Genomic DNA, 25246 nt, shown 5'->3' with positions numbered 1-25246 from the left:
GTTGCAGCCGCGTACGGCGCGTGTAGTGTCGCGGCATGTCGAGACACTGTGCCAAAGTAACGCTTACGTCGCCGGAAAAGACCTGCCGTTTCGCCCAGGAGCTTGGGCAGCATCTTGTGGCTGGCGACACTATTCTGCTGGCGGGCGAGGTCGGCGCGGGAAAGTCGCATTTCGCACGGTGCCTCATCCGTTCGCGGCTGGCAGTGCCCGAGGATATCCCCTCACCCACCTATACGCTTGTCCAGACATATGACAGCGATGCCGCGCAAATCTGGCATGCCGATCTCTATCGGCTGGCCGATCTATCCGAGATTGAGGAACTAGGGCTGAACGAGGCTTTCACCGATGCCATCTGTCTGGTTGAATGGCCCGACCGTCTGGGCGATCAGGCGCCCCAAACCGCGCTGACAGTCAGATTGGATAGCCCCGGTGGCGATGATAGACGGGTGGCCACGCTATGCTGGGACGAACCCGCATGGGGATCAAAGCTGGAAGAGGTGCTGGATGACTGATCGCACAAGTCAGGCGCAGGCGTTTCTCAATCAAACCGATTGGGCCGGTGCAGAGGTAAAACTGCTGGCCGGGGATGCGTCGAATCGCAAATATCACCGGCTCACCCGCGCTGGGACTGGCCAGACCGCGGTTCTTATGGATGCCCCTCCCGACAAGGGTGAGGATATACGTCCCTTCATTCAGATTGCCACCTATCTCTCTGGTATTGGCCTGAGCGCGCCACGGATATTCGCCGCGGACGAGGTGCATGGTTTTCTTCTGATCGAAGATCTGGGTGATGCGCTTTATGCACGGGTTTTAGAGGGTGATCCGGCGCTGGAAAACAGTCTCTATACCGCCGCAACCGACACGCTTGTCGCGCTACATGATCGACCGCCGCCCTCTGACCTTGCATGCTACGATGCCGAGGTCATGGCCGACATGGCATGCCTTGCATTTGACTGGTACGCCTCTGGCGCAGGTGTCGCGAACACCTCCGCGCGGCAACGCTTCCGCGGAGAAATCCGGAACGCGCTTGCGCAGCATACCCAACCACACGACGTGCTGATCCAGCGCGACTACCATGCCGAGAACTTGCTATGGCTGCCGACGCGCAGCGGTGTTGCCCGCGTCGGTTTGCTGGATTTCCAGGATGCAATGACAGGTCACCGCGCCTATGATCTGGTATCGCTGCTGCAGGACGCGCGACGCGATGTTCCGCTCGGCATCGAAACCCGGATGATCGAGCACTACATCTCGGTAACTGGTGCTAATCCGGTCGCGTTTGAGGCTGCCTATCGCTGCCTCGGTGCGCAACGCAACCTGCGCATACTGGGTGTTTTTGCCCGGCTCTGCCTGCGCGACGGCAAAGCCGGGTATGTTGATCTGATCCCGCGTGTCTGGGGCCATCTGCAAAGCGATCTGACCCACCCGGCCCTCGCACCCGCCTCCGAAACCCTCAGTGCCGCACTACCTGAACCCACGCCCGAACTCCTGCGAAAGCTGAAAGAAAAATGCGCGACCACCCCCGCTCTGTGATGCTTTTCGCCGCCGGGTTCGGGACCCGCATGGGGGCGCTGACCAAGACCCGGCCCAAGCCGCTGATCGACGTATCTGGCAAGCCGCTGATTGATCACGCGCTTGAGATCGTTCGCGCCTATGGCCCTGAAACGATTGTCGCCAACCTGCACTACCTGCCGGATCAGATCGCGGCACATCTGGCAGGCAGCGACGTCGTTTTTTCCCGCGAAGCGCCGGATATCCTTGAGACCGGTGGCGGATTGCGCGCCGCCCTTCCCCTGCTGGGGCCGCAGCCGGTTTTCACCATGAATACCGATGCGATCTGGCGTGGGCCAAATCCTCTTGCACTGCTCGCTGAGCACTGGCAGCCTTCGCAGATGGATGCGCTCCTGTTGTGCATTCCCAGATCGCAGGCTCTGGGTCACACCGGCAAGGGCGATTTCATCCTTGACGATGCTGGGCGCGTCACAAGGGGCGCCGGTCTGATCTATTCGGGTGTTCAGATCATCAAAACCGATGCGTTAGAGGAAATTCCCGAGCGCCAATTCTCGCTCAACCTGCTGTGGGACAGGATGTTGGCCGACAACCGGCTTTTTGCCGTGCCCTATCCCGGTCGCTGGTGCGATGTGGGACAACTCGAAAGCATCGCGCTGGCAGAACGCTTGCTGGACGGTGCGGATGTTTGACCCGACCGATCAGCCACGGGTATTCGGCGTCCAACCGGGCGTCGACTTCCCCCAAGCACTGGTTGATGGGCTAATGACGCGTTGCGCCGGAGAGCCGCCGGAGGCACTTGCTGCGGTTCAGCTGATCGTCAACACCCGCCGGATGGCGCGACGCATCCGGGCGTTGTTTGATGCCGGTCCACCCCTGTTGCTGCCCCGTATCAATCTGGTAACCGATCTGGGTGAATATTGGGGGTTGGCGCAGATCCCGGATGCGGTGCCGCCACTTCGCCGCCGTCTTGAGTTGGTACAGCTTGTCTCGGCCCTGCTGGAGCACCACCCGGAACTTGCCCCACGCTCGTCACTGTATGATCTGGCCGATAGTCTTGCTGAATTGATGGATGAAATGCATGTCGAGGGCGTGTCACCTGACGCGATCAATGATCTCGATGTCACAGACCAATCCGGCCATTGGGAGCGTATAAAATCGTTTTTGGGCATCATTAGACACTATTTCGACGCGGGCACCGGTAAGCCCGATACCCAAACGCACCAGCGGCTGGTGGTCGAACACACCATTCGGCAGTGGCAGGAGGAGCCACCCGAACACCCGGTGATCGTCGCAGGATCTACCGGGTCGCGCGGTGCGACGCAGCTGTTAATGCAAGCGGTCGCGAAACTGCCGCAGGGGGCGGTTATTCTGCCAGGTTTTGATTTCGATATGCCGGATCACGCCTGGGCGGCAATGGAGGGCGCATTGCCCGCTGAGGATCATCCGCAATACCGATTTCACAGTTTCGCCCGCAATCTGGGCCTGAATCCTGCCGATATTCCCCGCTGGGCTGACATGGCCGCCACCGCGCCCGTCCGCAACCGCATAGTGTCGCTGGCTCTGCGGCCCGCACCGGTTACCGATCAATGGCTGGCCGAAGGCACGGCGCTCCAAGATATCGACACCGCGATGCAGGACGTCACTTTGGTCGAAGCGCCCACGCCACGGCACGAGGCACTGGCCATTGCCATGCGTTTGCGCGAGGCCGCCGAAACCGGCCAGACTGCCGCGCTGATCACACCGGACCGGACCCTGACCCGCCAGGTCACCGCTGCGCTCGATCGTTGGGATATTCTGCCTGATGACAGCGCCGGGATGCCGCTGCATCTTTCGCCGCCGGGCCGGTTCCTGCGTCATGTGGCGGAGCTTTTTCAGCAGCGCCTGAGTGTCGAACTGCTGCTGACCATTCTGAAACACCCGCTGACCCATCGTGGTGACAACCGTGGCCCACATCTGCTGCTGACGCGCGAGTTGGAACTACACCTACGCCGTCATGGCCCGCCATATCCGACGGCTGATGCTCTGAGTGCATGGGCTGAGAGCCGGAAAGAAACCTTTGCAAAGGACTGGGCTGGCTGGCTTTGCGCCTGTTTTACCGGCCATGAATATGCGGCCGAACGGGGGCTTCAACAGCGTGTACGCGACCATCTGCATTTGGCGGAACGTATTGCCCAAGGCAGCATCGGCGACGGTTCCGGCGTACTCTGGCAGGACGATGCCGGACGTCTTGCCCGCGCCACGAGCGACGAGCTAAGCCTTGAGGCCGCGCATGGCGGCGACTTTACGGCCAGTGACTATTCAAGCCTGTTCTATGCGTTACTGTCGCGGCAGGAGGTGCGTAACCCGGTTGACCCACATCCCGGTATTCTGATCTGGGGCACGCTGGAAGCGCGGGTGCAGGGGGCCGATCTGCTGATCCTCGCGGGGCTGAACGAAGGTAGCTGGCCCGAGGCGCCATCGCCCGATCCGTGGCTTAACCGGGCGCTTCGGCATCAGGCTGGGTTGCTGCTGCCCGAACGTCGCATTGGCCTTTCGGCGCATGATTTCCAGCAGGCAATTGCGGCACCCGAAGTATGGCTGACCCGCTCGATACGGTCCGATGATGCCGAAACCATTGCATCACGCTGGGTGAACCGGTTGCAGAATCTGTTGAACGGTCTGCCGGATCAGGGCGGCGTCATCGCGCTTGGCCAGATGAAGGCGCGTGGCAATCGGTGGCTAAGCCTTGTCCAGTTGCTGGAAGAACCGAGGCGTATCAATCCGGCGCCCCGCCCCGCCCCGTGCCCCCCGGTCGCCGCGCGTCCGCACCGTTTATCTGTGACCGAGATCAAGCGGCTTATCCGCGATCCCTATGCGATCTATTGCAAACATATCCTGGGCCTGCGTCCGCTTGATCCGCTGATGAAAGCGCCGGATGCCTTGCTGCGGGGTGTGGTACTGCACAAGGTGCTTGAACGGTTCATCCGCGAGACGCGTACCGAGGTCACGGCATGCACCAAGGAAAGATTGATCGACATAACAGTCTCTGTTCTGGCGGAAAACGTGCCCTGGGCCGAAGCGCGCGCCACCTGGCTAGCACGCCTTGAACGGGTCGCTCAGTGGTTTGTGGATAGTGAAATAGCGCGCCGGACGCTGGCCGATCCAATTGGTTTTGAGGTCAAGGGTCAAGCGCTGATCCCGGATCTTGACTTCACTCTTTCGGCGACCGCGGATCGGATTGATATTGATCGCAAGGGCAATCTGCATTTCTACGACTACAAAACCGGCGCCCCGCCCAGCAAGGACCAGCAGACCCATTTCGATAAGCAACTGCTGCTCGAAGCTGCGATGGCAGAGCGCGGCGGATTCGACGGGATTGACCCGGCCACGGTCGCGCGCGCGGTTTTCATCGGGCTGGGTTCAGGCGGTAAGGAGGTCGACGCGCCGCTGGAGGCGGAGCCACCAGATCAGGTCTGGGCTGAATTCACGACGTTGATTGCGGCCTACCTTGACGCGGGCACCGGTTTTCCGGCGCGGCGCGCGATGGAATCCAAGCGTGACCACGGCGACTATGACCAACTGGCGCGTTTCGGTGAATGGGACATCACTGATGACCCTGTGAAGGTGAAATTGTAATGCCGCGCGATGATGCCACCCAACGTCAGATCGACGCCGCCCGCCCCGACCGGTCGACCTGGCTTTCGGCGAATGCAGGGTCCGGCAAGACGCGCGTCCTGACAGACCGGGTGGCGCGGTTGCTGCTAGAAGGTGTCGACCCGCAGAACATCCTCTGTCTGACCTACACCAAGGCTGCCGCAGGAGAGATGCAGAACCGGCTGTTCAAGCGGTTGGGCGGTTGGGCGATGTTGCCTGATGACAAGCTTAAAATTGAACTGCGCGAGCTTGGGTCGGCAGAAGCAGTCTCGGACAAGAGACTAAGGGAGGCGCGTCGCCTGTTTGCCCGTGCGATCGAAACGCCCGGCGGGCTGAAAATTCAGACCATTCATTCCTTCTGCTCAGCGCTGTTGCGACGGTTCCCACTGGAAGCCAAGGTCACTCCGCAATTCTCCGAGATGGACGAACGCGCTGCTGCCTTGCTGCATAGCGAAATTATCGAGGAGATTGCCGATGGTTCGCAGGCCGATCTTCTCTACGCTGTAGCGCGTCACTACTCCGGCGAAAGCTTTGATGGTCTGACCGCTGAAATCGTTCGTCATCGAACGCACTTTACTGCGGCATTGGACGAAAAGGCGATGGGGCAACTTCTCGGGCATCCGTTCGTGTCAGGTCTGGATCAGGTGGCGAAAGGTGTTTTTCTTGGCGGCGAACAGGCGTTGCTTGATCGTCTGGTACCTGCACTTCTTGCCAGCGGGCCCAATGATCAGAAGGCAGGCCAGAAACTCGCGACTGTGACGGTATTGGATATCGCCGCGTTGCCTGCGCTCGAATCTGTTTTCCTGACCGGCTCTAGCGCAAAAATACCGTTTTCCGCCAAGATAGGCTCTTTTCCGACCAAGAAATGTCAGGCGGCGCTGGCCGATATCATGCCTGAGATTGAGGCGTGGATGCAGCGTGTCGAAGCGGCGCGGGATATGCGGTTGGCGGTTGAGACCGTTGAAAGAACCCGTGCTCTGCATGCCTTTGCCGAGGTATTTCTGCCAGCCTATGAGCGGGCCAAGCAATTACGCTGCTGGCTTGATTTTGATGATCTGATCCTTCGTGCCCGGGATCTGTTGACTGATCCGCGGGTTGCTGCCTGGGTGCTGTTTCGCCTTGATGGTGGGATCGACCATATTCTGGTAGACGAGGCGCAGGATACAAGCCCTGTGCAATGGCAGGTGATCGAGCGGCTGGCGCAGGAATTTACCAGCGGCAAAGGCGCCCGGGCCGATACGTTGCGTACCATCTTCGTGGTGGGTGACAAGAAGCAGTCAATCTATTCTTTCCAGGGTGCTGACGCGAAAGAATTCGATCGGATGCGGGCCGAGTTTTCTGACCGGCTTGAGGGCGCGGGCACTCCGCTGCAGCAACTGGAGATGGAATACTCCTTCCGGTCTTCGCAGGCCATCCTGTCGCTGGTCGACAAAACCTTTGAACAAGCCGATCAGTCGGGTTTTTCGCCGGAACAGGTTCATAAAGCGCATAAAACCAACTTACCCGGTCGTGTGGATCTTTGGCCCTATATCGAGCGGGTGGACAAGGAAGAAATGCCGCCCTGGCACATGCCCGTCGACGTAAAGGCTGCCAATGATCCGGCAATTCTTCTGGCGCGGCAGATTGCTACGACCATCGACCAGCTTATTAGCGACGAACATCCGATACCGATGAGTGATGCCGCTGGCGGCACGCATCTGTCGAGGCCGATTAAAGCTGGTGATTTCCTGATCCTCGTGCAGCGCCGCAGCGACCTATTTCACGAAATTATCCGCGAATGCAAAGCGCTGGATCTGCCAATCGCTGGCGCCGACAGGCTCAAGGTCGCCGCCGAACTGGCGGTGCGCGATCTGATTGCGCTGCTTTCCTTCCTCGCCACGCCCGAGGATAGCTATTCGCTCGCCGTTGCGCTCAAATCCCCGCTTCTTGGCTGGGATGAGGCCGACCTTTATGCAATCGCGCAGGGCCGTGCGCCGAAATACTTGTGGGAAGAGTTGCGACGCCGGTCCGCTGAGTACCCCGCGACGATGACCATTCTGGACGATCTGCGCCTGCAGGCTGATTATTTACGCCCTTACGATCTTATCGAACGGATTCTGACCCGGCATGGCGGGCGCAAGGCGTTGCTGGCGCGGCTCGGTTCAGAAGCAGAAGACGGTATCGACGCCCTGTTGGCACAGGCGATGGCCTATGAGCAGAAAGCGGTCGATAGCCTGACGGGTTTTCTGACCTGGGTGGAAACTGATGATCTGGAAATAAAGCGCCAGATGGACAGTGCGGGCAATCGTATCAGGGTCATGACGGTTCATGGCGCGAAGGGGCTGGAAGCGCCTGTCGTGATCCTGCCCGATACCGGCAAGCGTAATCTGGTGATCCGTGATCAGATTATCGTCTCGGATGACACTGCGTTCTGGCGCCCCGCCGCCGATGCGTCCCCGCGTCAGATCAAAGAGAGTGTCGATCAGGCCAGAGACGCCCAGATGGCTGAGCGGGACCGCCTGCTTTACGTCGCTATGACCCGCGCCGAAAAATGGCTGATCGTTGCCGCTGCCGGCGACAGGGGTTCAAAAGGTGAGACGTGGTATGAAAAGGTCGAAGCTGGAATGCAGGCCGCAGGCGCGCAACCTTTCGATTTTGAAAACGGGTCCGGACTACGGTTGGAGCATGGGACTTGGGCTGAAACAGTCAATGATTCTGCCGAAGAGGAAAGCACAAGTTTACCATTGTTGCCTTCGTATTTTGGTCATCGACCCGCGTTGGTAGCGCCACCCGCCATGACGCTTAGCCCGTCCGACCTTGGCGGTGCAAAGGCGCTGCCGGGGGAAAGGGGCCTGGATGAAGAGGCCGCCAAAAGACGTGGCCGCCAAATCCACCGCCTGCTGGAATTTCTGCCGCAATGTGCCCCCGACACCTGGTCCGACACGGCGGCAAACCTATTGTCCAGAGGTGCCGACGCAGCCGGACCTGAGGAGGTTGCACTACTGCTGGTCGAAGCGCAGAAAGTGCTGACCAAACCCGCGCTCTCGCATCTCTTTCTGCCCGATGCGCTGGCCGAAGTGCCGGTCACCGCGACCTTGGATGCTCTGGATGGTAGGCGCATTCACGGCACGATCGACCGGCTGATCATCAGCAACGACGAAATCCTTGCCGTCGATTTCAAAACCAACGCGATGGTGCCCGATGCGCTGACTGAGGTGCCCGACGGCATCTTGCGGCAGATGGGGGCATATGTTCACGCGTTACAACAGATCTACCCCGACCGCCCTGTCAGAGCCGCGATCTTGTGGACTCGTACAGCGACGCTCATGATGTTGCCACACGATCTTGTGACAGAAGCGCTTGTCGACACCCATATATCTTGACGCCGCGCGTCAGGCTACATAGGTTCGCCCCGTACCGCTGCCATCCTCAGGAGAACACACCATGGCCACCGTTGCCGTTACCGACGATACTTTCGACGCCGAAGTAAGGAATTCCGACATTCCCGTAGTGGTGGATTTCTGGGCTGAATGGTGTGGACCCTGCAAACAGATCGGCCCTGCGCTGGAAGAGCTGTCGGATGAGCTGGATGGAAAGGTGAAAATCGTCAAGGTAAATGTTGACGAAAACCCGGGCTCCCCCTCGCAACTGGGCGTTCGTGGCATCCCGGCACTGTTTCTTTTCAAGAATGGCGAGGTCGTGTCGAACAAGACAGGCGCGGCGCCCAAGGCAGCCCTGCAAGGCTGGATCGCGGAAAGCATCTGATCTGACAAAACCACGCGCGGAAGGGCCGTATCTGGCGGTCCCTCTGTTGTGTGATCGGTTTCAGGTGCTCAGGAAATCGACATTTCCGGGCCGGATGATCGCTGCACTTAGCATACCGGTTGAAAAAGCCCCGGTGTCTATCGCGATTCTGCCACCCGTCACTTCGGGTTGAGGGACAATAAAGTGCCCGTGGGTCATCCATAGCCCGTCGCCACGCTGTTTTCGCAGAAAATCCGGATGACCCCATAAAAGCCCGTGACCTCTTCTTGGTTCGAGCGGGCGGGATGGATCGCCACCTGCGTGGGTGACAGCGACATTACCATTTTGCCAAATCAACGGCAGGGCGCGGAGCCAGTACACAAGTTCGGGTTCGGCATTTTCAACCAGCGCATCACGGGCCGAGATCAATGCCGGGGCATCCCTGCGGTCGGACGGGGCCGAAATACCGAAACTCTCAAGCGTTTTGTCGCCACCATTTGCCAACCACACCGGGCCGCATTCGATCGGCATATCAATGAAGTCCAGCATCATGGCTTCATGGTTGCCCTTCAGACAGATCATGCTCTCGGGGTCATTCGCGGTCATAGTCATAAGCCTGCGCAGAACCGCCGCGCTGTCGGGTCCGCGATCAACATAGTCCCCGACGCAGACATACGGCAGATCCGGTACTCGCTTTGACAGTTGGTCGAGTAGCTGCACCAACAGATCATCGCATCCATGAACATCACCTATGACCACGAAAGAGCGATCCGGCGCGATCGGCGCGGTGAAATCCGCCATTGAACGTCCGAAGCCAGAAAGCAGATCATAAAAGCCAGCCATACCGGGCATATAAGAGATCGAGCCGAGAATTACACAATACCAAAATCAGTTTGTTCCGTGTCGTTGGGAATTGGCATCAGACACACTCTACTACCGGTTCGGCAAATACCGGCAGCTCCGTAGTGACTGACGCAACTTGGCAACATTTTTTTTGGAATCTGCGCAAATTGCATAGTTTCTGGCGCCAAATGATTAATTTTGCTACGTTTTGTTCAAAGGCCCGCAAAATGAGCACTTCAAAGTGCCGCAAATAAGGGTCGAACGAGGCAGAAGAAGAGCAGTATTCATGCGCATAGTCCTAACCATTGGGGCAGGGATATTTCTATCGGGCTGTACCGTTGGCCCGATGTATAAATCACCTGAAATAAGTTTACCCGACCGTTATTCGCTTGTTGCGCCGGTCACCAAGGCAAGCGCCCGCGATCTGCACTGGTGGACGGATTTCAACGATTCGGTGTTGAATGCATTGGTGCATCACGGCCTGCAGGGAAATCTGAATGTGGCCGAAGCGCGTGAACGGGTACGCGAGGCGCAGGCAATCGTCCGTCGGGATTCGCAGGTCTTGTCCGGCAATGGTCAGGCGGAAGTGACCGGCAACAGCAATGCCAATAATAATACAGAGTTCAGCACAACAGCCTCTTTTGGGCTGGGCGGTCAGACGCAATGGGCAGCGCGTGCCGCCAGTGAACGTCTTGAAGCGGCTGAGATTGGCGTGGGCGAAGCGCGCAGATTGCTGCTTTCCAGCCTGGGTACGGCCTATGTCGACATGCGTTTCCTGCAGCGCAATCTTGAAACACGGCAGCAGGACCTCCGTTCGCGCCAACGTACCCTTCGCGACCTGAACAAGCAATTTGACGCCGGTGCCGCGACCAAGCTCGACGTGCTGCGTGCCCAGGCACTGCTATCGGAAACCAAGGCGGAAATCCCACCGATTACCGCCGATATCATCCAGCAAAGAAACCGTATTTCAACGCTGCTTGGCGTGCCGGTCGGCGAGTTGGGCATTGATCTTGGATATAAGGGTAAGCAACCAGTGCCGCGCGGTGTGGATGACTTGGGCGTGCCCGCCGATCTGTTGCGGGCGCGGCCGGATATCCGCATTGCCGAACGTCAATATGCTGCGGCGGTATCGGATGTAGGTGTGGCAGAAGCAGCGCGATATCCCAGCCTGAGCCTTAGCGGTCTTGTCACCGCGCCGCTGAAACGCGGCTCATGGAACGAGAGCATCGTGGCAGGTTTGACGGTTCCGATATTCTCGCAGCCATCGCTGGCCGCGTCGGTTGATGCAGCAGAGGCGCGCGCGCAACAGGCATATCTCGCATGGCGCAGCACGGTTCTGGTCGCGGTTGAAGAGGTTGAGGGCGCATTGGCAGATTTGAGGGCGGCAAATCAGGCCGTTCGTGCCTCGCGTGAGGTTGTTCAGTTGAACCAGCGCTCTTTGGATCTAACGCGGCGTCTGCTGGTCGAGAGTGGTGATACGACTGTGCTGGATCTGATTGACAGGGAACGGTCAGTTTCGAGCGCGCGGGCGATATTGGCCGCCAATGTAAGAGATCTTGCCAACGCCTATATTGCCTTGCGGATCGCGCTTGGGATTGGACATGACGAGGTTGTTGATGTCGCCACACGGAATGCAGTGATGGCGGCTGAAGATATCGTCACGGAATAGCGAAACAGTGTCGCGAATGGGTTCGGGTTCTCAGTCTGCCTGAAGTTCCCACGGGTTGCCGTTGCCTTCAGGCAGGTTACCGCGCAGCGCGATAATAGCGCCAGTCAGAATGCAGGCCGTGAATGACACGCCGAAATAGGTGGCGCAGCCCTGCCAGAACGTCATGTCGAAGATGATCGACTCGACAGTTACGGCAACAAAACCGAGTAAACTACTGAATATACAAATCGCAATTGCCATCAGACACTCTGTTGCTTCGTGGGTTGTCCAAGGGTGGACAATTCAGAGCATGCGAACAGACTGTGGTTTTATCTGGAAATGAAGTTGATTTTTTTGGGGCACCCTGCGCCACAATCCGGTCGCATTTGGACAGCGAGGCGCACCGTATCACGGGTCTTGGCGAAGTCAGACAGATGGCGATTTCAAGAAAAAACGCCTGCCGGAAGAGGACTCGCCAGGTATTCTAATAATCCTTAGCGCCAATCAGCAGCCAGTACCGCGGAAAATAACGCCAACCGTCGACCACATGATCGATACGTCGGTTGAGAAGCTCAGGTCCTCGCAGTACCGATTGTCAAATTTTGCGCGCTCTGCAAAGGTCGAGTTGTTGCGGTCGGTAATCTGCCAGTAACCGGTCACACCGGGGCGCAGCGAGTAATAGGCTTTGCCAGGATAGAGGTCGCGTTGTTTGGGCAGCATCGGCCGCGGGCCGACAATGCTCATGTCACCGACCAGAACGTTCAGCAGCTGTGGCAACTCGTCCAGCGACGATTTGCGCAGGAATTGTCCAAAGGATGTGATGCGCGGGTCTTTCGCCAGCTTCTGCTTCTTATGCCACTCTTCTCGCGCGCCCTCATCGGTTTCCAGATGGTTTTCCAGACGCGCTTCGGCGTCGTGAATCATCGTGCGCAGCTTCCACATTGTGAAAATGCGGCCATTTTTGCCGATACGCGCTTGTCTGTAGAAGGGGCTGTGCCCGTCCCGCGCGATGATCAGCGAAAGGACCGCAACCACGGTCATAACGATTGGCGCGGAAATCAATACAAGGAACAGGTCGAATACACGTTTGAAAACGCGTCCGTAGTACCCTTCCTGCATGATGCCAAAGTCTGGTAATGGTGTGACTTTGTTTGCAAATGCAAATCTGTTTTCAAATTCATTGTCTTGGATGCTCATCGTACACAGCGTCCTTAATCACTAACTACGGTTCATACTCAAGACCCGCCAAGCGGGTGAAACTCACGACTGCCCTTCCCCTACGCAATCTTTTTATATTCAGCAAGATTGCTGAAACTTTTATTAGATATTTTTCTTATCATTAGTGTGACAGCAATCAAAGAAGATTCCTGTCAAAGACAAATATACTCCCTTTAAAGTTGCATATCACAACCTTAGAAGGCAATTCTTTTTCATATCTAACCCTCAAGAATATTTTTTGTGCGCCAGGCGAACGTTGCGCGCACCCGAACACGCCAAAGCCAACAAATATCAATGAGAGTCTCGAATCACCGTTTGTCGCCTTGTCGCCGCTTCGGGTTTTCCGGCCCACGAGAACATGAATTCGCCATCAGCCCGTCCCCATTTTGGACAAAGCAGTGCATTTTATTCAATTTTTATGCCTCTGTCGCGGTGAAGCCGTGTGGGAAAGGCGTTCTGAAAAATTTGGAGCTGGACATGAATGGCAGGCTTTCAGAGACATCCGACCATAGAGGTCCGCCCGATGTCCTGAACATTTTCAAGACGCAGGATATCTTTTCACCGAAAAAGGCGATCCCCCATTTCAACAAGCCCCACACATCGATGGTTTCCAATGAGGGGGTCAGGGACGAGGGCGAAGCTCCACCCGATATCGTGACCTTCATGAGCGTTCGGGCAACAGCAGAGAAAAACCCGACACTGCAAAGCAAACAATCACTGGCGTTGCATAAAAAGATGTCTAAAGCCTATATGCCGCGCAGCCAATCCGCTACACCGCTGACCAAATTAATGGAAGGTGTACCAAATACGAGTTACACGAAACCCATGAACAGTTCGGTTGAAATTTACACAAAGCACTTTGAGCTCAAAGAGCGGCCATTTACGCTGTTACCCGATCCGGATTTTCTGTTCTGGTCGCCCGCGCATCAGCGTGCGTTTACCATGCTTGAATATGGTACGTTGACGGGTGCGCCGATCACCCTGATCACCGGTGATGTTGGCGCGGGCAAGACGACCCTGCTGCAGCATTTCCTGAAGAACCTCGATGACGACGTGAAAGTGGGACTGATATCAAACGCCCACGGGTCGCGAGGCGAGTTGTTGAGATGGGTCCTGATGTCGCTGGGCCAGACCGCAGATGCCAATGCCACCTACGTGGATTTGTTCGATCAGTTTCAGGCCTACCTGATCAAAGAATATTCGGTCGGTAATCGTGTTGTTCTGATTTTCGACGAAGCCCAGAACCTCAGCATGGAATCGCTTGAAGAATTGCGGATGTTCACCAACATCAATGCGAACAAGGATGAGTTGCTGCAGCTTGTTCTGGTCGGTCAGCCCGAGCTGCGCGAGATTGTCAGAAAACCCGAGCTTCGTCAGTTTGCGCAACGCGTGGCATCAAGTTTTCATCTCAATGCGATGGATGAGCGCACAACGCTGAGCTACATAGGTCACCGACTGAAAAAAGCGGGCGCGCACCGCAACCTGTTCACGGAAAGTGCAGGAAAACTGATTTATCAGCATACCCACGGGGTGCCGCGCCTGGTTAATCAGCTGTGCGATTTGTCGATGGTCTACGCCTTTGCCAAAGGTCAGAAAACCGTGACCCTGGCTACAGTTGAGCAGGTGTTGGAGGATGGTGCATTTTTTGGTGCATCCGCACCCGACGCAAATGAAACATTCGAATAGGCGGCTGGTTCTGACAGCGTAAACGTGCTGGCGCCCGCAGAGCGAGGTAGACAGGCGCGACCGAATAGGTCTAAAGAAATCAGTGATCGCCCACCGGACCCGCGCGTTTTGCGCACTCGACAGTTAGCTGACGCAGTGAGAAAAGATGGAATCGATCAGATTAGCGATGAGCAAAGCCCGTAAATCGGCGCAGGGCCAGAGCGAAGACAGGCAAGCTGACGACGTCAGCAAGTTCAAGACCGCCAGGCTCGGCGCATTTGTCCTGCAAAAGGATATGTTGGTCACCGACCCCGACGAAAATCCCTAGGTAATCCGCGCGGCCTGCTGCAATTCGAATTCAGATTAGCTGGCCAGAGCATCTGTACGATCTGGCAGTTTTGGTGTGTTGAGCGGTGACTCGGTTGATTTTCGCCGATTGTCCAGGTGGCAGGAGATCTGGCTTGGTAATATGGGGCTTGCCAAGTTATAGTGTTGCGTGTGGAAACCCACGCAAGATGAAGTTTGCTCCGCGGAGGGAAACAGCCAAATAGCATATCGGCACCGCACAATTTGGCGATCGTGCTGTTCTGATGTGGTTCCTATCGCAGAGCCTTCCTTCCGTTGTCTAAGCTGCTCGGAATTTTAAGCAGCAATGACCGATAGATTAGTCAGCCCAGTAATTTTCAGTCAGCACCCGCTGCTCTTTTCAAACATAGCATGGGCCAAATTCGGGGCTCGGAAAGGGCAGTCGGTCGAGCATGTCGGCAAATATCACGAACGAAAGCGTTCCCGAACATCTGGCGGGAACGCGAGCGGGTTTGTTTCACATACTGCGCGGCAACTCGGTTGTCCCGCAGGAAGATCCAATGGCATCAGCCGAAGTGCCGCACATGACGACACATGGTGGCTTGGCAGGCGGGCGAAGCGCAATACAAGCTCCCCTTGGCCTCAGGGAATCTGATGCGAAGCAGCTTGCTGATTTTCTGCGGAAAGATGAGTTCTGTTTCTACCTCTGATACGCTTTCGTATCCCCGAAATGAAAAGGGACGCCCCTATAGGACGTCCCCGTATTCAAAACCCAGAAAACTCACTACACGGGCTATCATAACGCCCAACCCCAATAAGGTCTCATAGACCCGGCCTTAAACTTCAAAGAGCGCCCCGTAATGAACCGCCATTCTAAGCCAAGCCCAACCACTGCCTTCTTATCGGCGATTTTTCGCCATAATTCAAGACCTGTATAAAATTTCTTGCAATCTGGTTAACGGGTTTCGTCGATTATCCACTTCAGGTTGTTTTTATTCTCCTAAAGGGTGAATAATTCCTCGGGAACCGCTCATGATAACGCGAAGCCCTCACTGTTTACCGCGAATCACCCGGGTCATATTTTTCCGCGATTGTTTTGATGGATTGTCGAAGCCCGGAAGAGCGCAATAAGGTTCTGCGATGAGTCTCACGAATTCTGACATCGCCGAGCTGACCGCATTTCGCCGCGTGCTGCATCGCCATCCTGAGTTGTCGGGTGCAGAATGCGAAACCGCGCGTCGCGTTTGCGCTGAAATCACCAGTCTGAAACCTGATCAGATTGTCACGGATCTGGGGGGTCATGGTGTCGCTGCCGTCTTCGATGGCGGAGTGGACGGGCTCACATTGCTTTTCCGCTGCGAATTGGATGCGCTGCCCATACCTGAGATCAGCGATCAACCGCATCGCTCGACCATCGACGGTCACGGGCATCTTTGCGGCCATGACGGGCACATGACTATCCTCGCTGGTCTGGCCAGGCGCCTGTCGCGTCAACGCCCAAAACAGGGTCGCGTCATCTTGCTGTTTCAACCGGCAGAGGAAACTGGCGCGGGTGCCGCCGCCGTTCTGGATGATCCGAAATTTGCCCGGATCGCACCGGATTACTCGTTCTCCCTGCATAATGTGCCGGGCTTTGAGCGGGGTCATGTTGGGTTGAAATCGGGTCCGGTATGCTGCGCCTCGCGTGGCATTGAGCTCACTCTCACAGGCACGCCCGCTCATGCATCGCAACCCGAAACCGGTACCTCGCCCATGCCGGTGCTCAGCTGGGTGATGCCTAGGCTTGCCGCGCTCAGCAAGGGTGACACCAGCGACCCCGACTTTACGCTGGTCACGATTACACACGCCAGTATGGGCGAACCCACCTTCTGTATCGCGCCGGGTGAGGCGACGCTTTTTGCGACGTTACGCACGCTGACCGATGACCGGATGCAGGCGCTTTGCGACACCGCGCTTGAGATCGTTGATCAGGCCGTGTCAGATCATGGCCCGACCGCCATCCACCGTTATCACGACATCTTCCAGCATTGCGAAAACGATCCACTGGCGACCGGGATCATTGCCACCGCGCTGGATACCCTGCAGATTCCGCACGATCAAACCGGCCTGCCTTTCCGTCCGTCCGAGGATTTCGGCCGCTTCGGCGCCGTGTCGAAATCTGCAATGCTGTTTCTGGGCGCAGGTACTGACACGCCACCCTTGCATAACCCGCGCTATGACTTTCCTGACGACCTGATCCCCATTGGCACGCGTATTTTCGAACAAATCGCTCGCGATATGCTGGGGTGATCCTGCACTTGCGCCCGACGGCATCCCCTTCCATATAGTGCCCAGCAATATCGGAGGCCCCATGAGCAAAGAATTTCCCGGCTGGCATGGCACTACCATCATTGGTGTGAAAAAAGGTGGCGAGGTCGTGATCGCCGGTGACGGGCAGGTCAGTCTTGGCCAGACCGTGATCAAAGGCACCGCCCGCAAGGTCCGCAGGCTCAGCCCCGGCGGCACCGATATTGTCGCGGGTTTTGCCGGATCCACCGCTGATGCCTTCACCCTGCTCGAAAGGCTTGAAGCCAAGTTGGAGGCCACGCCGGGCCAATTGCAACGCGCCAGCGTCGAACTGGCCAAGGACTGGCGCACCGACAAGTACCTGCAAAAGCTTGAGGCGATGCTGATCGTCTCGGATGGGTCCGAGCTATACGTGATCACCGGCGCCGGTGACGTGCTGGAGCCGGAACATGACGTGACCGCCATCGGCTCGGGCGGCAACTACGCGCTGGCCGCCGCGCGCGGCATGATGGACGGTGACAAATCCGCTGAGGATATCGCCCGTGCTGCCATGGCCATTGCCGCCGACATTTGTGTTTATACCAACGGCAACCTGACGGTCGAAAAGATCTAGTCAGGCCTTGATGACCTCGGCCGCCACCTCTTCGAACCGCGTCATCAGGCGCGTTGGCCTGAGCGTGTCCAGACTGGCCAACACAATACGGCTGGGACGAATCGCATCGCGTATTGGTAACGCGACCAGGGGCTGCCCGTCATAGGTGCGATCGCCATCGGGACGTGTTACCAGTAGCGAATAACCCAGGCCGCAGCCCACCATGCCGCGGACAAGTTCGATCGAGGGCGAGGAGTGAGCCACACTGGGCTGCAGCCCGAGATCGTGAAACAGCCCCAGAAAATAGTCATGGCTGGGTGCGACTTCGAGCAGGATAAGCGGTTCGTTCACAAGGTCCGCCAGCGCCACGCTGTCTTGTCTGGCCAGCGGATGGCTAGCGGACAGAGCGGCGTAGGGGGTGCGTTCGGCCAGTTGGACCGCGCGGATGTCATCGGGCAGGTCAATATCGTAGAGCAACGCCATGTCTAGCTGCCCGTGATACAGCGCCTCGATGATCTGGTCCTGTGGCCCCTCGCGCAGGTGCAGCCGGATGCCCGGATGCTGCGTCTTCAACTCCTGGATCAATCCTGGCAGCACCGATGGCGCCAGCGTGCTGAAGCTGCCGAGCCGCAGATCGCCCGCAAGTGTCGCGCCGGTCTCAAGCGCCTGACGCTCCAGGTCGCTGGCATGGGCCAGCAGGCTGCGCGCCGATTGCAGCACCCGCTCCGCCGCTGCGGTCGCGGTCACGCCGCGTGATGGGTGACGCAGCAGCAATTGCACGCCCAACTGCTCCTCAAGCTTGGTCAGCGCAACTGAAACGGTGGGCTGTGACACGTTCAGGCGTTCGGCGGCCCCCGCAACTGACCGGCAGTCGACACAGGTCACGAGATATTCCAGCTGGCGCAGGGTGAAGCGATGCATATTATAGCTTTAAGCTATGGCAATATTATAAACAATGAATTTTGATAAACTGAGGCGGTCCGCTATCCTGCCTTCAGCGGAGGACAGGACAATGACAGCAGCGTTTCGTTTGCAGCCAACCCATCATGAAAATCCCGACCGGTTCATCGCCGCCATGGCAGGTGCCGCGACACAGGTCTCCGTTGTCACCACCGACGGGCGCGCAGGCCGCTTTGGCGTCACGGTCAGCGCGTTTTCTTCCGTCTCGGCGGAGCCACCGCTGGTGCTGGTGTGTATCAACCGCCGTAGCCCGGCAATTGCCGCGATCGAGGCCAATGATGCGTTTTGCGTCAACCTGCTGGGTGATGACCAGTCGGAGATTGCCAATTGCTTCGCCGGTCGTCCCGGTGGTCTCACCCCGTATGATTTCACCTGCGCCGATTGGCGCAGCGCCGCCACTGGTGCCCCGGTGCTAACCGGCGCCATCGCCAATTTCGACTGCACCGTCGAAGCCACCTACGACGCCGGCACCCATCGCATTTTCATTGGCCGCGTGCAGCAGGCTCTTAGCCGTGATGCCGCCCCGCTTGCCTTTTCCAAACGCGCCTATCAGGCGCTGCGCCCGCTTTAACCATCGAGGAACCCCAACATGATCCGTACCGGAGACGAATACCGCGAATCTCTCAATGATGGCCGCCAGATCTGGATCAACGGTGAGCGCGTCGATGATCCCTGCAACCATCCGCAGTTCAAACCCGTGATCGACATCCGTGCGCGCATCTATGACATGCAGCACGATCCAGAGACCCAAGGCGCGATGACCTACGAGGAGCAGGGCGAGCGCTTTGCCATCGGCCTGCGGCTGCCATACGAGCAGCAGGACTGGCAGGACAAGCGCGACGCAGTCGATCTGGTGATGAACGATATCGGTGGTGTGGTGACCCGCGTGGGTGACGAGACCATTGGCGAGATGTGGTCGCTCTGGGACGGCAAGGACATCCTCAACGAGATCGACCCGCGTTTCGCCACCAATATCGAGCGTCACATTCACCAATGTATCAAGGACGATCCGTTCCACGTATCGGCCAATACCGACCCCAAGGGCGACCGCTCAAAGGCGCCGCAGGATCAGGACCCGGATATGCTGGTGCATGTGGTGCGTGAAACCGATGCGGGTATCGTTATTCGCGGCGCCAAGTATGAAACCGCCGCTGCCTATTCAAATCAGGCCTTCCTGAAGCCAACGATCGCCAACTGGGGCAATGACAAGCTGAGCGATTATGCACTTGGCTGCATCGTGCACATGAACGCCCCCGGCGTGAAACACATCTGCCGCACCGGGTTCGCGGGCCGCGCGCCCGAGGCAGATTATCCGCTGTCGAACCGGGTCGATGAAATTGACACGCTGATGATCCTCGATGATGTTCTGGTCCCGTGGGAGGATGTCCTGTTTTATCAGCACACGCGGGCGGCAAGTTTCATCCGCACCACGCTGCACCGATATTCGGCCTTTCCCTTCGTGCAGCGCACGCTGTCATACGCTGATCTGATCATTGGCGCGGCACTTTGGAATGTGAAACAGACCGGCCTTGATAAACAGCAGGCGGTGCAGGAAAAGCTCAGCGAACTGGCGATCTGGCGCGAGGGGATCAACGCCTTCCTGACCGCATCCGTCGCCACCGCCGAGAAAAGCCCCAATGGCCTTCTGATGCCCAACCAGTCGCTGCTGATGTCGAGCCGGGTGCATGCGCTCACGAACCTGCCGCACATGATGCACCTTGCGCGCGAGCTGTGCGGCGGCCAGATCTGCGTCACCCCCGATGCCGCGACCTTCGCCGCGCCGGACACCAAGCCGTGGATGGACAAGTTCTATTCGATCAACGAGGAATGGGTCGCCGATGACCGCCGCAAATTGCTGGGTCTGGCGCGGGATCTGCTGAATTCGGACTATGCGGGTCACCGTCTGACCTTCCAACTTTTTGCGCAATCGCCACCCTTCGCCCAGCTGGCCGCCGTCTACCGCAATTTCGATTGGCAGGGCCCGCTGGAATTTTCCCATAAAGCGGCAGGGCTTTCTGATAATGTGTGGGGCAAGGGCACCCGGCACTAGGCGTCCCTGATCAACAGCTCCGGGGCCTTGGGCCCGGGGCCGGGCGCATGCGGGACCAGACCAAGGCAAGGGAGGCCGGAATGACACAGCATGACACCACGCTTTCGCCCATGGCGGAACTGTCGCAGAACGTCGCGCAGCCGTTCGAGCGGGCGCGCGCCATGCCGAAATCGGTCTATACCAGCGATGATTTCCTGCAGGCCGAACTGGATCACGTGTTCCGGCAGGACTGGTTCTGCGTCACCCGTGCCGATGCGCTGGCAAATCCGGGCGACTACACCACGCTGGACCTGGCGGGCCAGCCGATCATGGTGATCCGCGACCGGGACGGGCAGCTTCGGGCGCAATCCAACGTCTGCCTGCACCGGATGTCGACGCTGCTGGAAGGGTCGGGCAACACGCGCAGCATCGTCTGCCCCTATCACGCCTGGACCTACAACCTTGATGGCCGCCTGCGCGGCGCACCCGCGATGACGCTGAATGAAAGCTTCTGCAAGGATGCCTACGCGCTGCCGCAGGTGCGGTGCGAGGAATGGCTGGGCTGGGTCATGGTCACGCTCAACCCCGCCGCGCCGCCGGTGGCCGAGCAGCTTTCCGGCGTGCGCGATCTGATCGATGATTTCGGGATGGAGAATTACACCCAGACGTTTTTCGAGACCCATCGCTGGGACACCAACTGGAAGGTGCTGGCCGAGAATTTCATGGAAAGCTATCACCTGCCGGTCTGTCATGCGGGCACCATCGGCGGGCTCAGCAAGCTTGAGGAAATGGTCTGTCCGCCGGGGGAACCTGCGTTCAACTACCACTGGATCTACAAGGAACCGCATTTCACCCTGGCCAACGCGCATCCGTCGAATACCCGGCTCAAGGGTGACCGGCGACGCATGACCTTCCTGCTGGCGATCTATCCCAGCATGCTGATCACGCTGACGCCCGGCTATTTCTGGTATCTCAGCCTGCACCCGCACGGGGTAGGGCAGGTCGATATCCGTTTCGGCGGCGGCATGTCGCCCGACTTCGTCAATGACGCGCAGGCCCAGAGCCATTTCGAGGCGGTCAAGAAACTGCTCGATGACGTGAATGTCGAAGATCGCGGCTGCACCGAAAAGGTCTATCGCGGTCTTTGTTCCGATGTCGCCGCCCCGGGGCACCTGAGCCATCTGGAACGGCCCAATTACGATTTCGCCTGTTATCTCAACGACCGGATCAACCCGGCAGACTAGGACCATTAACATGATGCACAAACGCATTCGTCCCTTCAACACCAAGGAAACCTACCCCGAGCAGAAGCTGGATAACGATCTCAGCCAGGGCGTCGTCGCGCGGGGCACGATGGTGTTCCTGCGCGGTCAGGTTGCCCAGGATCTGGATACCCGCGAAAGCCTGCACACGGGCGATGCTGCGAAACAGACGGCCAAGACCATGGAAAACATCCAGATGCTGCTGGAAGAGGCCGGCACCACGATGGAGGCCGTCTGCCGCATCGTCGTTTACCTGACCGATATCCGCTACCGCGAGGCGGTCTATCAGGAGATGGGCAAATGGCTGAAAGGGGTGCACCCCTGTTCGACCGGGCTTGTTGTGCCTGCTTTGGCGCGCCCGGAATGGGTGGTTGAAATTGAGGTGACGGCTGTCATCCCCGACTGAAAGGCACGACCATGAACGCAGCCGATTTACTGGCGCAGCTCGCGGATACCGCCAATGGCCCGCTGGAACGGGCCCGCAGCGCCGAACCCGCGCTTTACTGGAACGAAGATATCGCCGCGCAGGAAGAAGACGCCATTTTCCGGCGTGACTGGGTGTGCCCCGGCCTAGCTGCAGAAATTCCCGACCCGGGCGATTACCTGACTTTCACCATCGCTGGTGATCCGATCTTCTGCATCCGCGACAAATCCGGTGAAATCAAGACGTTCTCGAATGTCTGCCGTCACCGGATGATGCAGCTGCTGGAAGGAACGGGCTGTACCAGCCGTGTCATTTGTCCCTATCACGCCTGGACTTATGATCTGTCTGGCAGGCTGGTGGGCGCGGGCCATATGGAACGCTCTGAAGGGTTTAACAAGAAAGAGATCTGCCTGCCGCAGATCCGCACGGAAATCTGGAATGGCTGGATCTATGTCACGCTGAACCCCGACGCGACCCCTGTGGCCGAGGCGCTCGCCCCGCTCAACGACGTTGTCTCGCGTTACGCGATGGCAAACTACGTGCCCGTGCTGCACGAGGAGCATGTCTGGAATACCAACTGGAAGCTTCTGACCGAAAACTTCATGGAAGGCTATCACCTGCCCGTGGCCCACAAGGCGACCGTCGGGGCATGGTTTCCGGTGGAAAAGACCGTATTTCCTGATGAGGTCTATGACGCCTTCACCTATCAAACCTTCATGAAACGCGGTGATGCCACCTACGGCAAGGCGCATCCCGACAACACCCGGCTGGAAGGGGATTGGCGCAATATTTCCGTGCTGCCAACGGTATTTCCGACCCATATGTATGTGCTGGCACCCGATCACCTGTGGTACCTCAGCCTGCGCCCCCGTGGCGTCGGTCAGGTCGACGTGCGTTTTGGCGTAGCGATTGCGCCCGAGGTCGACACGATGCTGGGCTTTGCCGACGAGCGCAGTGCCTGGATCGAAGAGCTGACGAAGTTCTTCGAGCATGTAAACACCGAGGATCGGCAGGTTGTCGAAGGTATCTATGCGGGGTCACGCTCGGCACAGGCCACGCCCGGCCCGTTGAGCTGGCTGGAGCGCGAAATCCACGACTTTCAGAAATACCTGTCGCGCCGAATGGGTGACGGGATGGGAGGTACGACATGACATTTTCCATCGCCGGGCGCTGCGTCCGTACCGGTCAGTTCGGGGTGGCAATCACCACCTCATCGATCTCTGTGGGTTCGCGGTGCCCGCATGCCCGTGCCGGAGTAGGGGCTGTGGCGACGCAGAACATCACCGATCCGCATCTGGCGACGTTGGTGCTTGATGCGATGGAAGGTGGTCAAAGCGCGACCGAGGCCATCGCGGTGGTGACATCCGGGCGTGACAATATCGACTACCGCCAGCTGACGGCGGTGGACGCCAAAGGCACGACAGCGCATTTCACCGGCGCGCATATCCTTGGCACCAATGCGATCAGCGAGGATATCGATTGTGTCGCCGCGGGCAACCTTTTGTCCTCAACCGCCGTGGCCAAGGGGATCAGTGACGGGTTCATGGCCGATCCTTCGGCGCATCTGGCCGAACGGCTGCTCAGCGGTCTGGAAGGCGGTCTGGCGGCTGGTGGCGAAGAAGGTCCTGTACATTCTGCGGCTCTGATCGTGGCGGATAAGATGCCATTCTATCTGGTCGATCTGCGGGTGGATTGGGAAGATGATTGCCCGATTCGGAAGCTGCGATCGCTTTGGCAGGCCTACGAGCCGCAGATGCAGGATTACCTGAACCGGGCGATCGACCCGTCAGTGGCCCCGAGCTACGGTGTGGCGGGCGATCCGTAGATACGGCCCCGACGTCTGCCAGGATCTACGACGTCGTGAATCGCGCTTTCTTATGCGGCACGGCTGGTGCAATCTGCGATCGATGACACCGAATGATCTTGTCCTGACCCCGACCGGCCTGCGATTCAGAGGGCAACGCTACCCCTGCGCGATCGGGCGGGGCGGGCTGCGCATGGACAAGCGCGAAGGTGACGGTGGTACGCCGGTTGGGACGCATCGCATCGTGGCGATGCTCTATCGTGCGGATCGCATGTCGCGGCCCGCACCGTGGGCACTGCCGATCCGGCTCGGCGATCTGTGGTCGGATGATGTCGGTGACGATTCTTATAACCTGATGGTACGTGCGCCTTACCGGCACAGTCATGAGGTGCTTCGCCGGACTGATCCGCTATACGATCTTGTTCTGGTAACCGACTGGAACTGGCCGCATCCTGAAAAGGGGCGCGGGTCGTGCATCTTTATCCACCAATGGCGCAGACCGGGATATCCGACAGAAGGGTGCGTGGCGTTCCGGAGAGATCACCTGCGCCGGATCGCTGGCTATCTGACACCCGGCAACCGTCTGATTATCAGGGCATAGAAGCTGCAGTTTCCCATGAGCAGAGCGTTTGCCGGTTTCCGCCCGGTTGATCTTTGGGAACCTAAAATATTCGGAAAATCCTTTTAATATTGTTTGATGTCCTAAAGCCCTTTGTAACCTGCCTTTCGGATAGTCTTATGCGCTGGTTGTCCGGGATGATGGCGTAATGAAAAACATGGTAAATTTTGAGGTGTGTGGCCTTTATTTCATTCTTGGTCGTTCGGCAACGGACGCCCAGGGTGGAGCGCAGTTTCAACTGAGTGACGAGGCATTGTCATCTCGGCCGATCAGCATTTTCGCCGAAAGCTTCGATGAACTGTTTCCTGAAATTGAAACCCAGATCGCACTGGAACTATCCGATTGCGAACGCGATGTTATCATGTCGGGACTAGGCACGTTCGCAACAGAAGATGGCAGTACCGAGAGCGCGCCGATGACGTTTGAGCCACCCATGCATGCAGGGATTGGACAAGCGCCATGCAGTATGCCCTGCGGGATTTGACGACTTACATTTGATGCGATCGCAACCGGATACGTTCTTGCCGCCAGTGAGATCCTGTTCCTGTGATTCTTAACAGATGCAAAAAACTGTTGGTACCTGTTAGCAAGCAGCCGTTCATAGTCCGATAGCTCCAGCAGCCGCTAAAAGGTATAAAGAATGTGAGGTATTTTGGTATTTTGGGTTTTATGTTTGTTAATTTTGGGTGTGTTTTAAGCTGCTTTGGGGGCGCCTGTTTTTTGGG

General features: G+C 58.0%; 23 protein-coding genes. 19 read left to right on the top strand and 4 right to left on the bottom strand.

Translation table 11 applies throughout. The features are described 5' to 3' along the window. The first annotated feature begins 35 nt into the window (after positions 1 to 35). The 6 genes from tsaE (at position 36) to trxA (ending at position 8886) form a co-directional block, all read left to right on the top strand. The gene (gene tsaE / locus LC334_RS07090) at positions 36 to 512 is read left to right on the top strand and encodes a tRNA (adenosine(37)-N6)-threonylcarbamoyltransferase complex ATPase subunit type 1 TsaE (RefSeq protein WP_085800027.1); all 477 of its coding nucleotides are present in this window, start codon (positions 36 to 38) and stop codon (positions 510 to 512) included. Then, positions 505 to 1530: an aminoglycoside phosphotransferase family protein gene (locus LC334_RS07085; RefSeq protein ID WP_085800028.1), complete on the top strand. Its 1026-nt coding sequence runs from the start codon at positions 505 to 507 to the stop codon at positions 1528 to 1530. Before tsaE ends, LC334_RS07085 begins: the two co-directional genes overlap by 8 nt. After that, entirely contained in the window at positions 1506 to 2198 is a 693-nt protein-coding gene (locus tag LC334_RS07080; RefSeq protein ID WP_085800029.1) for a nucleotidyltransferase family protein, read from the top strand. Before LC334_RS07085 ends, LC334_RS07080 begins: the two co-directional genes overlap by 25 nt. Next, positions 2191 to 5124, top strand: coding sequence for a double-strand break repair protein AddB (gene addB / locus LC334_RS07075; protein ID WP_085800030.1), 2934 nt, complete (start codon positions 2191 to 2193; stop codon positions 5122 to 5124). Before LC334_RS07080 ends, addB begins: the two co-directional genes overlap by 8 nt. Continuing rightward, positions 5124 to 8504, top strand: coding sequence for a double-strand break repair helicase AddA (gene addA / locus LC334_RS07070; protein WP_085800031.1), 3381 nt, complete (start codon positions 5124 to 5126; stop codon positions 8502 to 8504). The genes addB and addA overlap by 1 nt, the downstream gene beginning before the upstream one ends. 61 nt (positions 8505 to 8565) lie before the next feature. Further along, positions 8566 to 8886: a thioredoxin gene (trxA, locus tag LC334_RS07065; RefSeq protein ID WP_085800032.1), complete on the top strand. Its 321-nt coding sequence runs from the start codon at positions 8566 to 8568 to the stop codon at positions 8884 to 8886. Positions 8887 to 8946: 60 nt separating this feature from the next. Here the strand turns inward: trxA and LC334_RS07060 are convergent, their stop codons facing one another. After that, complete coding sequence (locus LC334_RS07060; RefSeq protein WP_139836350.1) at positions 8947 to 9666, bottom strand: metallophosphoesterase; 720 nt, start codon at positions 9664 to 9666, stop codon at positions 8947 to 8949. 328 nt (positions 9667 to 9994) lie between these two features. Between LC334_RS07060 and LC334_RS07055 the strand changes: the two genes are divergently transcribed. Next, on the top strand, positions 9995 to 11377 hold the full coding sequence (locus LC334_RS07055; protein WP_085800033.1) for an efflux transporter outer membrane subunit: 1383 nt from the start codon (positions 9995 to 9997) through the stop codon (positions 11375 to 11377). Between the two features lie 30 nt (positions 11378 to 11407). Here LC334_RS07055 and LC334_RS07050 read toward each other — a convergent pair whose 3' ends face one another. Together LC334_RS07050 and LC334_RS07045 are read right to left on the bottom strand one after the other, a co-directional pair. Next, positions 11408 to 11617 (bottom strand): hypothetical protein, encoded by a 210-nt coding sequence (locus tag LC334_RS07050; protein ID WP_085800034.1) that lies wholly within the window; start codon positions 11615 to 11617, stop codon positions 11408 to 11410. Between the two features lie 243 nt (positions 11618 to 11860). Further along, on the bottom strand, positions 11861 to 12553 hold the full coding sequence (locus tag LC334_RS07045) for a sugar transferase (protein ID WP_085800035.1): 693 nt from the start codon (positions 12551 to 12553) through the stop codon (positions 11861 to 11863). A gap of 315 nt (positions 12554 to 12868) precedes the next feature. On the opposite strand from LC334_RS07045, the gene LC334_RS23020 reads away from it, so the two are divergent. The 4 genes from LC334_RS23020 (at position 12869) to hslV (ending at position 17444) form a co-directional block, all read left to right on the top strand. After that, a complete protein-coding gene (locus LC334_RS23020; protein ID WP_263286379.1) occupies positions 12869 to 14260 on the top strand; it encodes an ExeA family protein in 1392 nt (463 codons plus the stop codon). Positions 14261 to 14426: 166 nt separating this feature from the next. Beyond that, positions 14427 to 14567, top strand: a complete 141-nt coding sequence (locus LC334_RS07030) for a hypothetical protein (RefSeq protein ID WP_223412907.1) — start codon at positions 14427 to 14429, stop codon at positions 14565 to 14567. 1118 nt (positions 14568 to 15685) lie between these two features. Continuing rightward, positions 15686 to 16834 carry an amidohydrolase gene (locus LC334_RS07025; RefSeq protein ID WP_085800037.1) on the top strand — a complete coding sequence of 383 codons (1149 nt, stop codon included), beginning with the start codon at positions 15686 to 15688 and terminating at the stop codon, positions 16832 to 16834. Positions 16835 to 16895: 61 nt separating this feature from the next. After that, positions 16896 to 17444: an ATP-dependent protease subunit HslV gene (gene hslV, locus LC334_RS07020; RefSeq protein WP_085800038.1), complete on the top strand. Its 549-nt coding sequence runs from the start codon at positions 16896 to 16898 to the stop codon at positions 17442 to 17444. Here hslV and LC334_RS07015 read toward each other — a convergent pair whose 3' ends face one another. Then, positions 17445 to 18344, bottom strand: a complete 900-nt coding sequence (locus LC334_RS07015; protein ID WP_085800039.1) for a LysR family transcriptional regulator — start codon at positions 18342 to 18344, stop codon at positions 17445 to 17447. 91 nt (positions 18345 to 18435) lie between these two features. Here LC334_RS07015 and LC334_RS07010 point away from each other — a divergent pair, with 91 nt between their 5' ends. From LC334_RS07010 to LC334_RS06975, 8 genes are all read left to right on the top strand, one after another. Continuing rightward, complete coding sequence (locus LC334_RS07010; protein ID WP_176237668.1) at positions 18436 to 18954, top strand: flavin reductase family protein; 519 nt, start codon at positions 18436 to 18438, stop codon at positions 18952 to 18954. 18 nt (positions 18955 to 18972) lie between these two features. Continuing rightward, positions 18973 to 20433, top strand: coding sequence for a 4-hydroxyphenylacetate 3-hydroxylase family protein (locus tag LC334_RS07005; RefSeq protein ID WP_085800041.1), 1461 nt, complete (start codon positions 18973 to 18975; stop codon positions 20431 to 20433). Positions 20434 to 20513: 80 nt separating this feature from the next. After that, the gene (locus LC334_RS07000) at positions 20514 to 21656 is read left to right on the top strand and encodes an aromatic ring-hydroxylating oxygenase subunit alpha (RefSeq protein ID WP_085800070.1); all 1143 of its coding nucleotides are present in this window, start codon (positions 20514 to 20516) and stop codon (positions 21654 to 21656) included. A gap of 10 nt (positions 21657 to 21666) precedes the next feature. Further along, on the top strand, positions 21667 to 22080 hold the full coding sequence (locus tag LC334_RS06995; RefSeq protein WP_085800042.1) for a RidA family protein: 414 nt from the start codon (positions 21667 to 21669) through the stop codon (positions 22078 to 22080). An 11-nt stretch (positions 22081 to 22091) separates the two neighbouring features. Then, positions 22092 to 23249: an aromatic ring-hydroxylating oxygenase subunit alpha gene (locus LC334_RS06990; protein WP_085800043.1), complete on the top strand. Its 1158-nt coding sequence runs from the start codon at positions 22092 to 22094 to the stop codon at positions 23247 to 23249. Further along, a complete protein-coding gene (locus LC334_RS06985; RefSeq protein WP_085800044.1) occupies positions 23246 to 23923 on the top strand; it encodes a DUF1028 domain-containing protein in 678 nt (225 codons plus the stop codon). Before LC334_RS06990 ends, LC334_RS06985 begins: the two co-directional genes overlap by 4 nt. Positions 23924 to 24005: 82 nt before the next feature. Then, complete coding sequence (locus LC334_RS06980; protein ID WP_085800071.1) at positions 24006 to 24503, top strand: L,D-transpeptidase family protein; 498 nt, start codon at positions 24006 to 24008, stop codon at positions 24501 to 24503. A gap of 166 nt (positions 24504 to 24669) precedes the next feature. After that, positions 24670 to 25005 (top strand): hypothetical protein, encoded by a 336-nt coding sequence (locus LC334_RS06975; protein ID WP_085800045.1) that lies wholly within the window; start codon positions 24670 to 24672, stop codon positions 25003 to 25005. Positions 25006 to 25246 lie beyond the last annotated feature (241 nt).

Source organism: Roseovarius aestuarii (genome assembly GCF_019966515.1).
GTDB classification, from domain to species: Bacteria; Pseudomonadota; Alphaproteobacteria; order Rhodobacterales; family Rhodobacteraceae; genus Roseovarius; species Roseovarius aestuarii.
The sequence above is the reverse complement of the archived record's forward strand: the minus strand, read 5'-3'. Positions and strand labels throughout refer to the sequence as shown.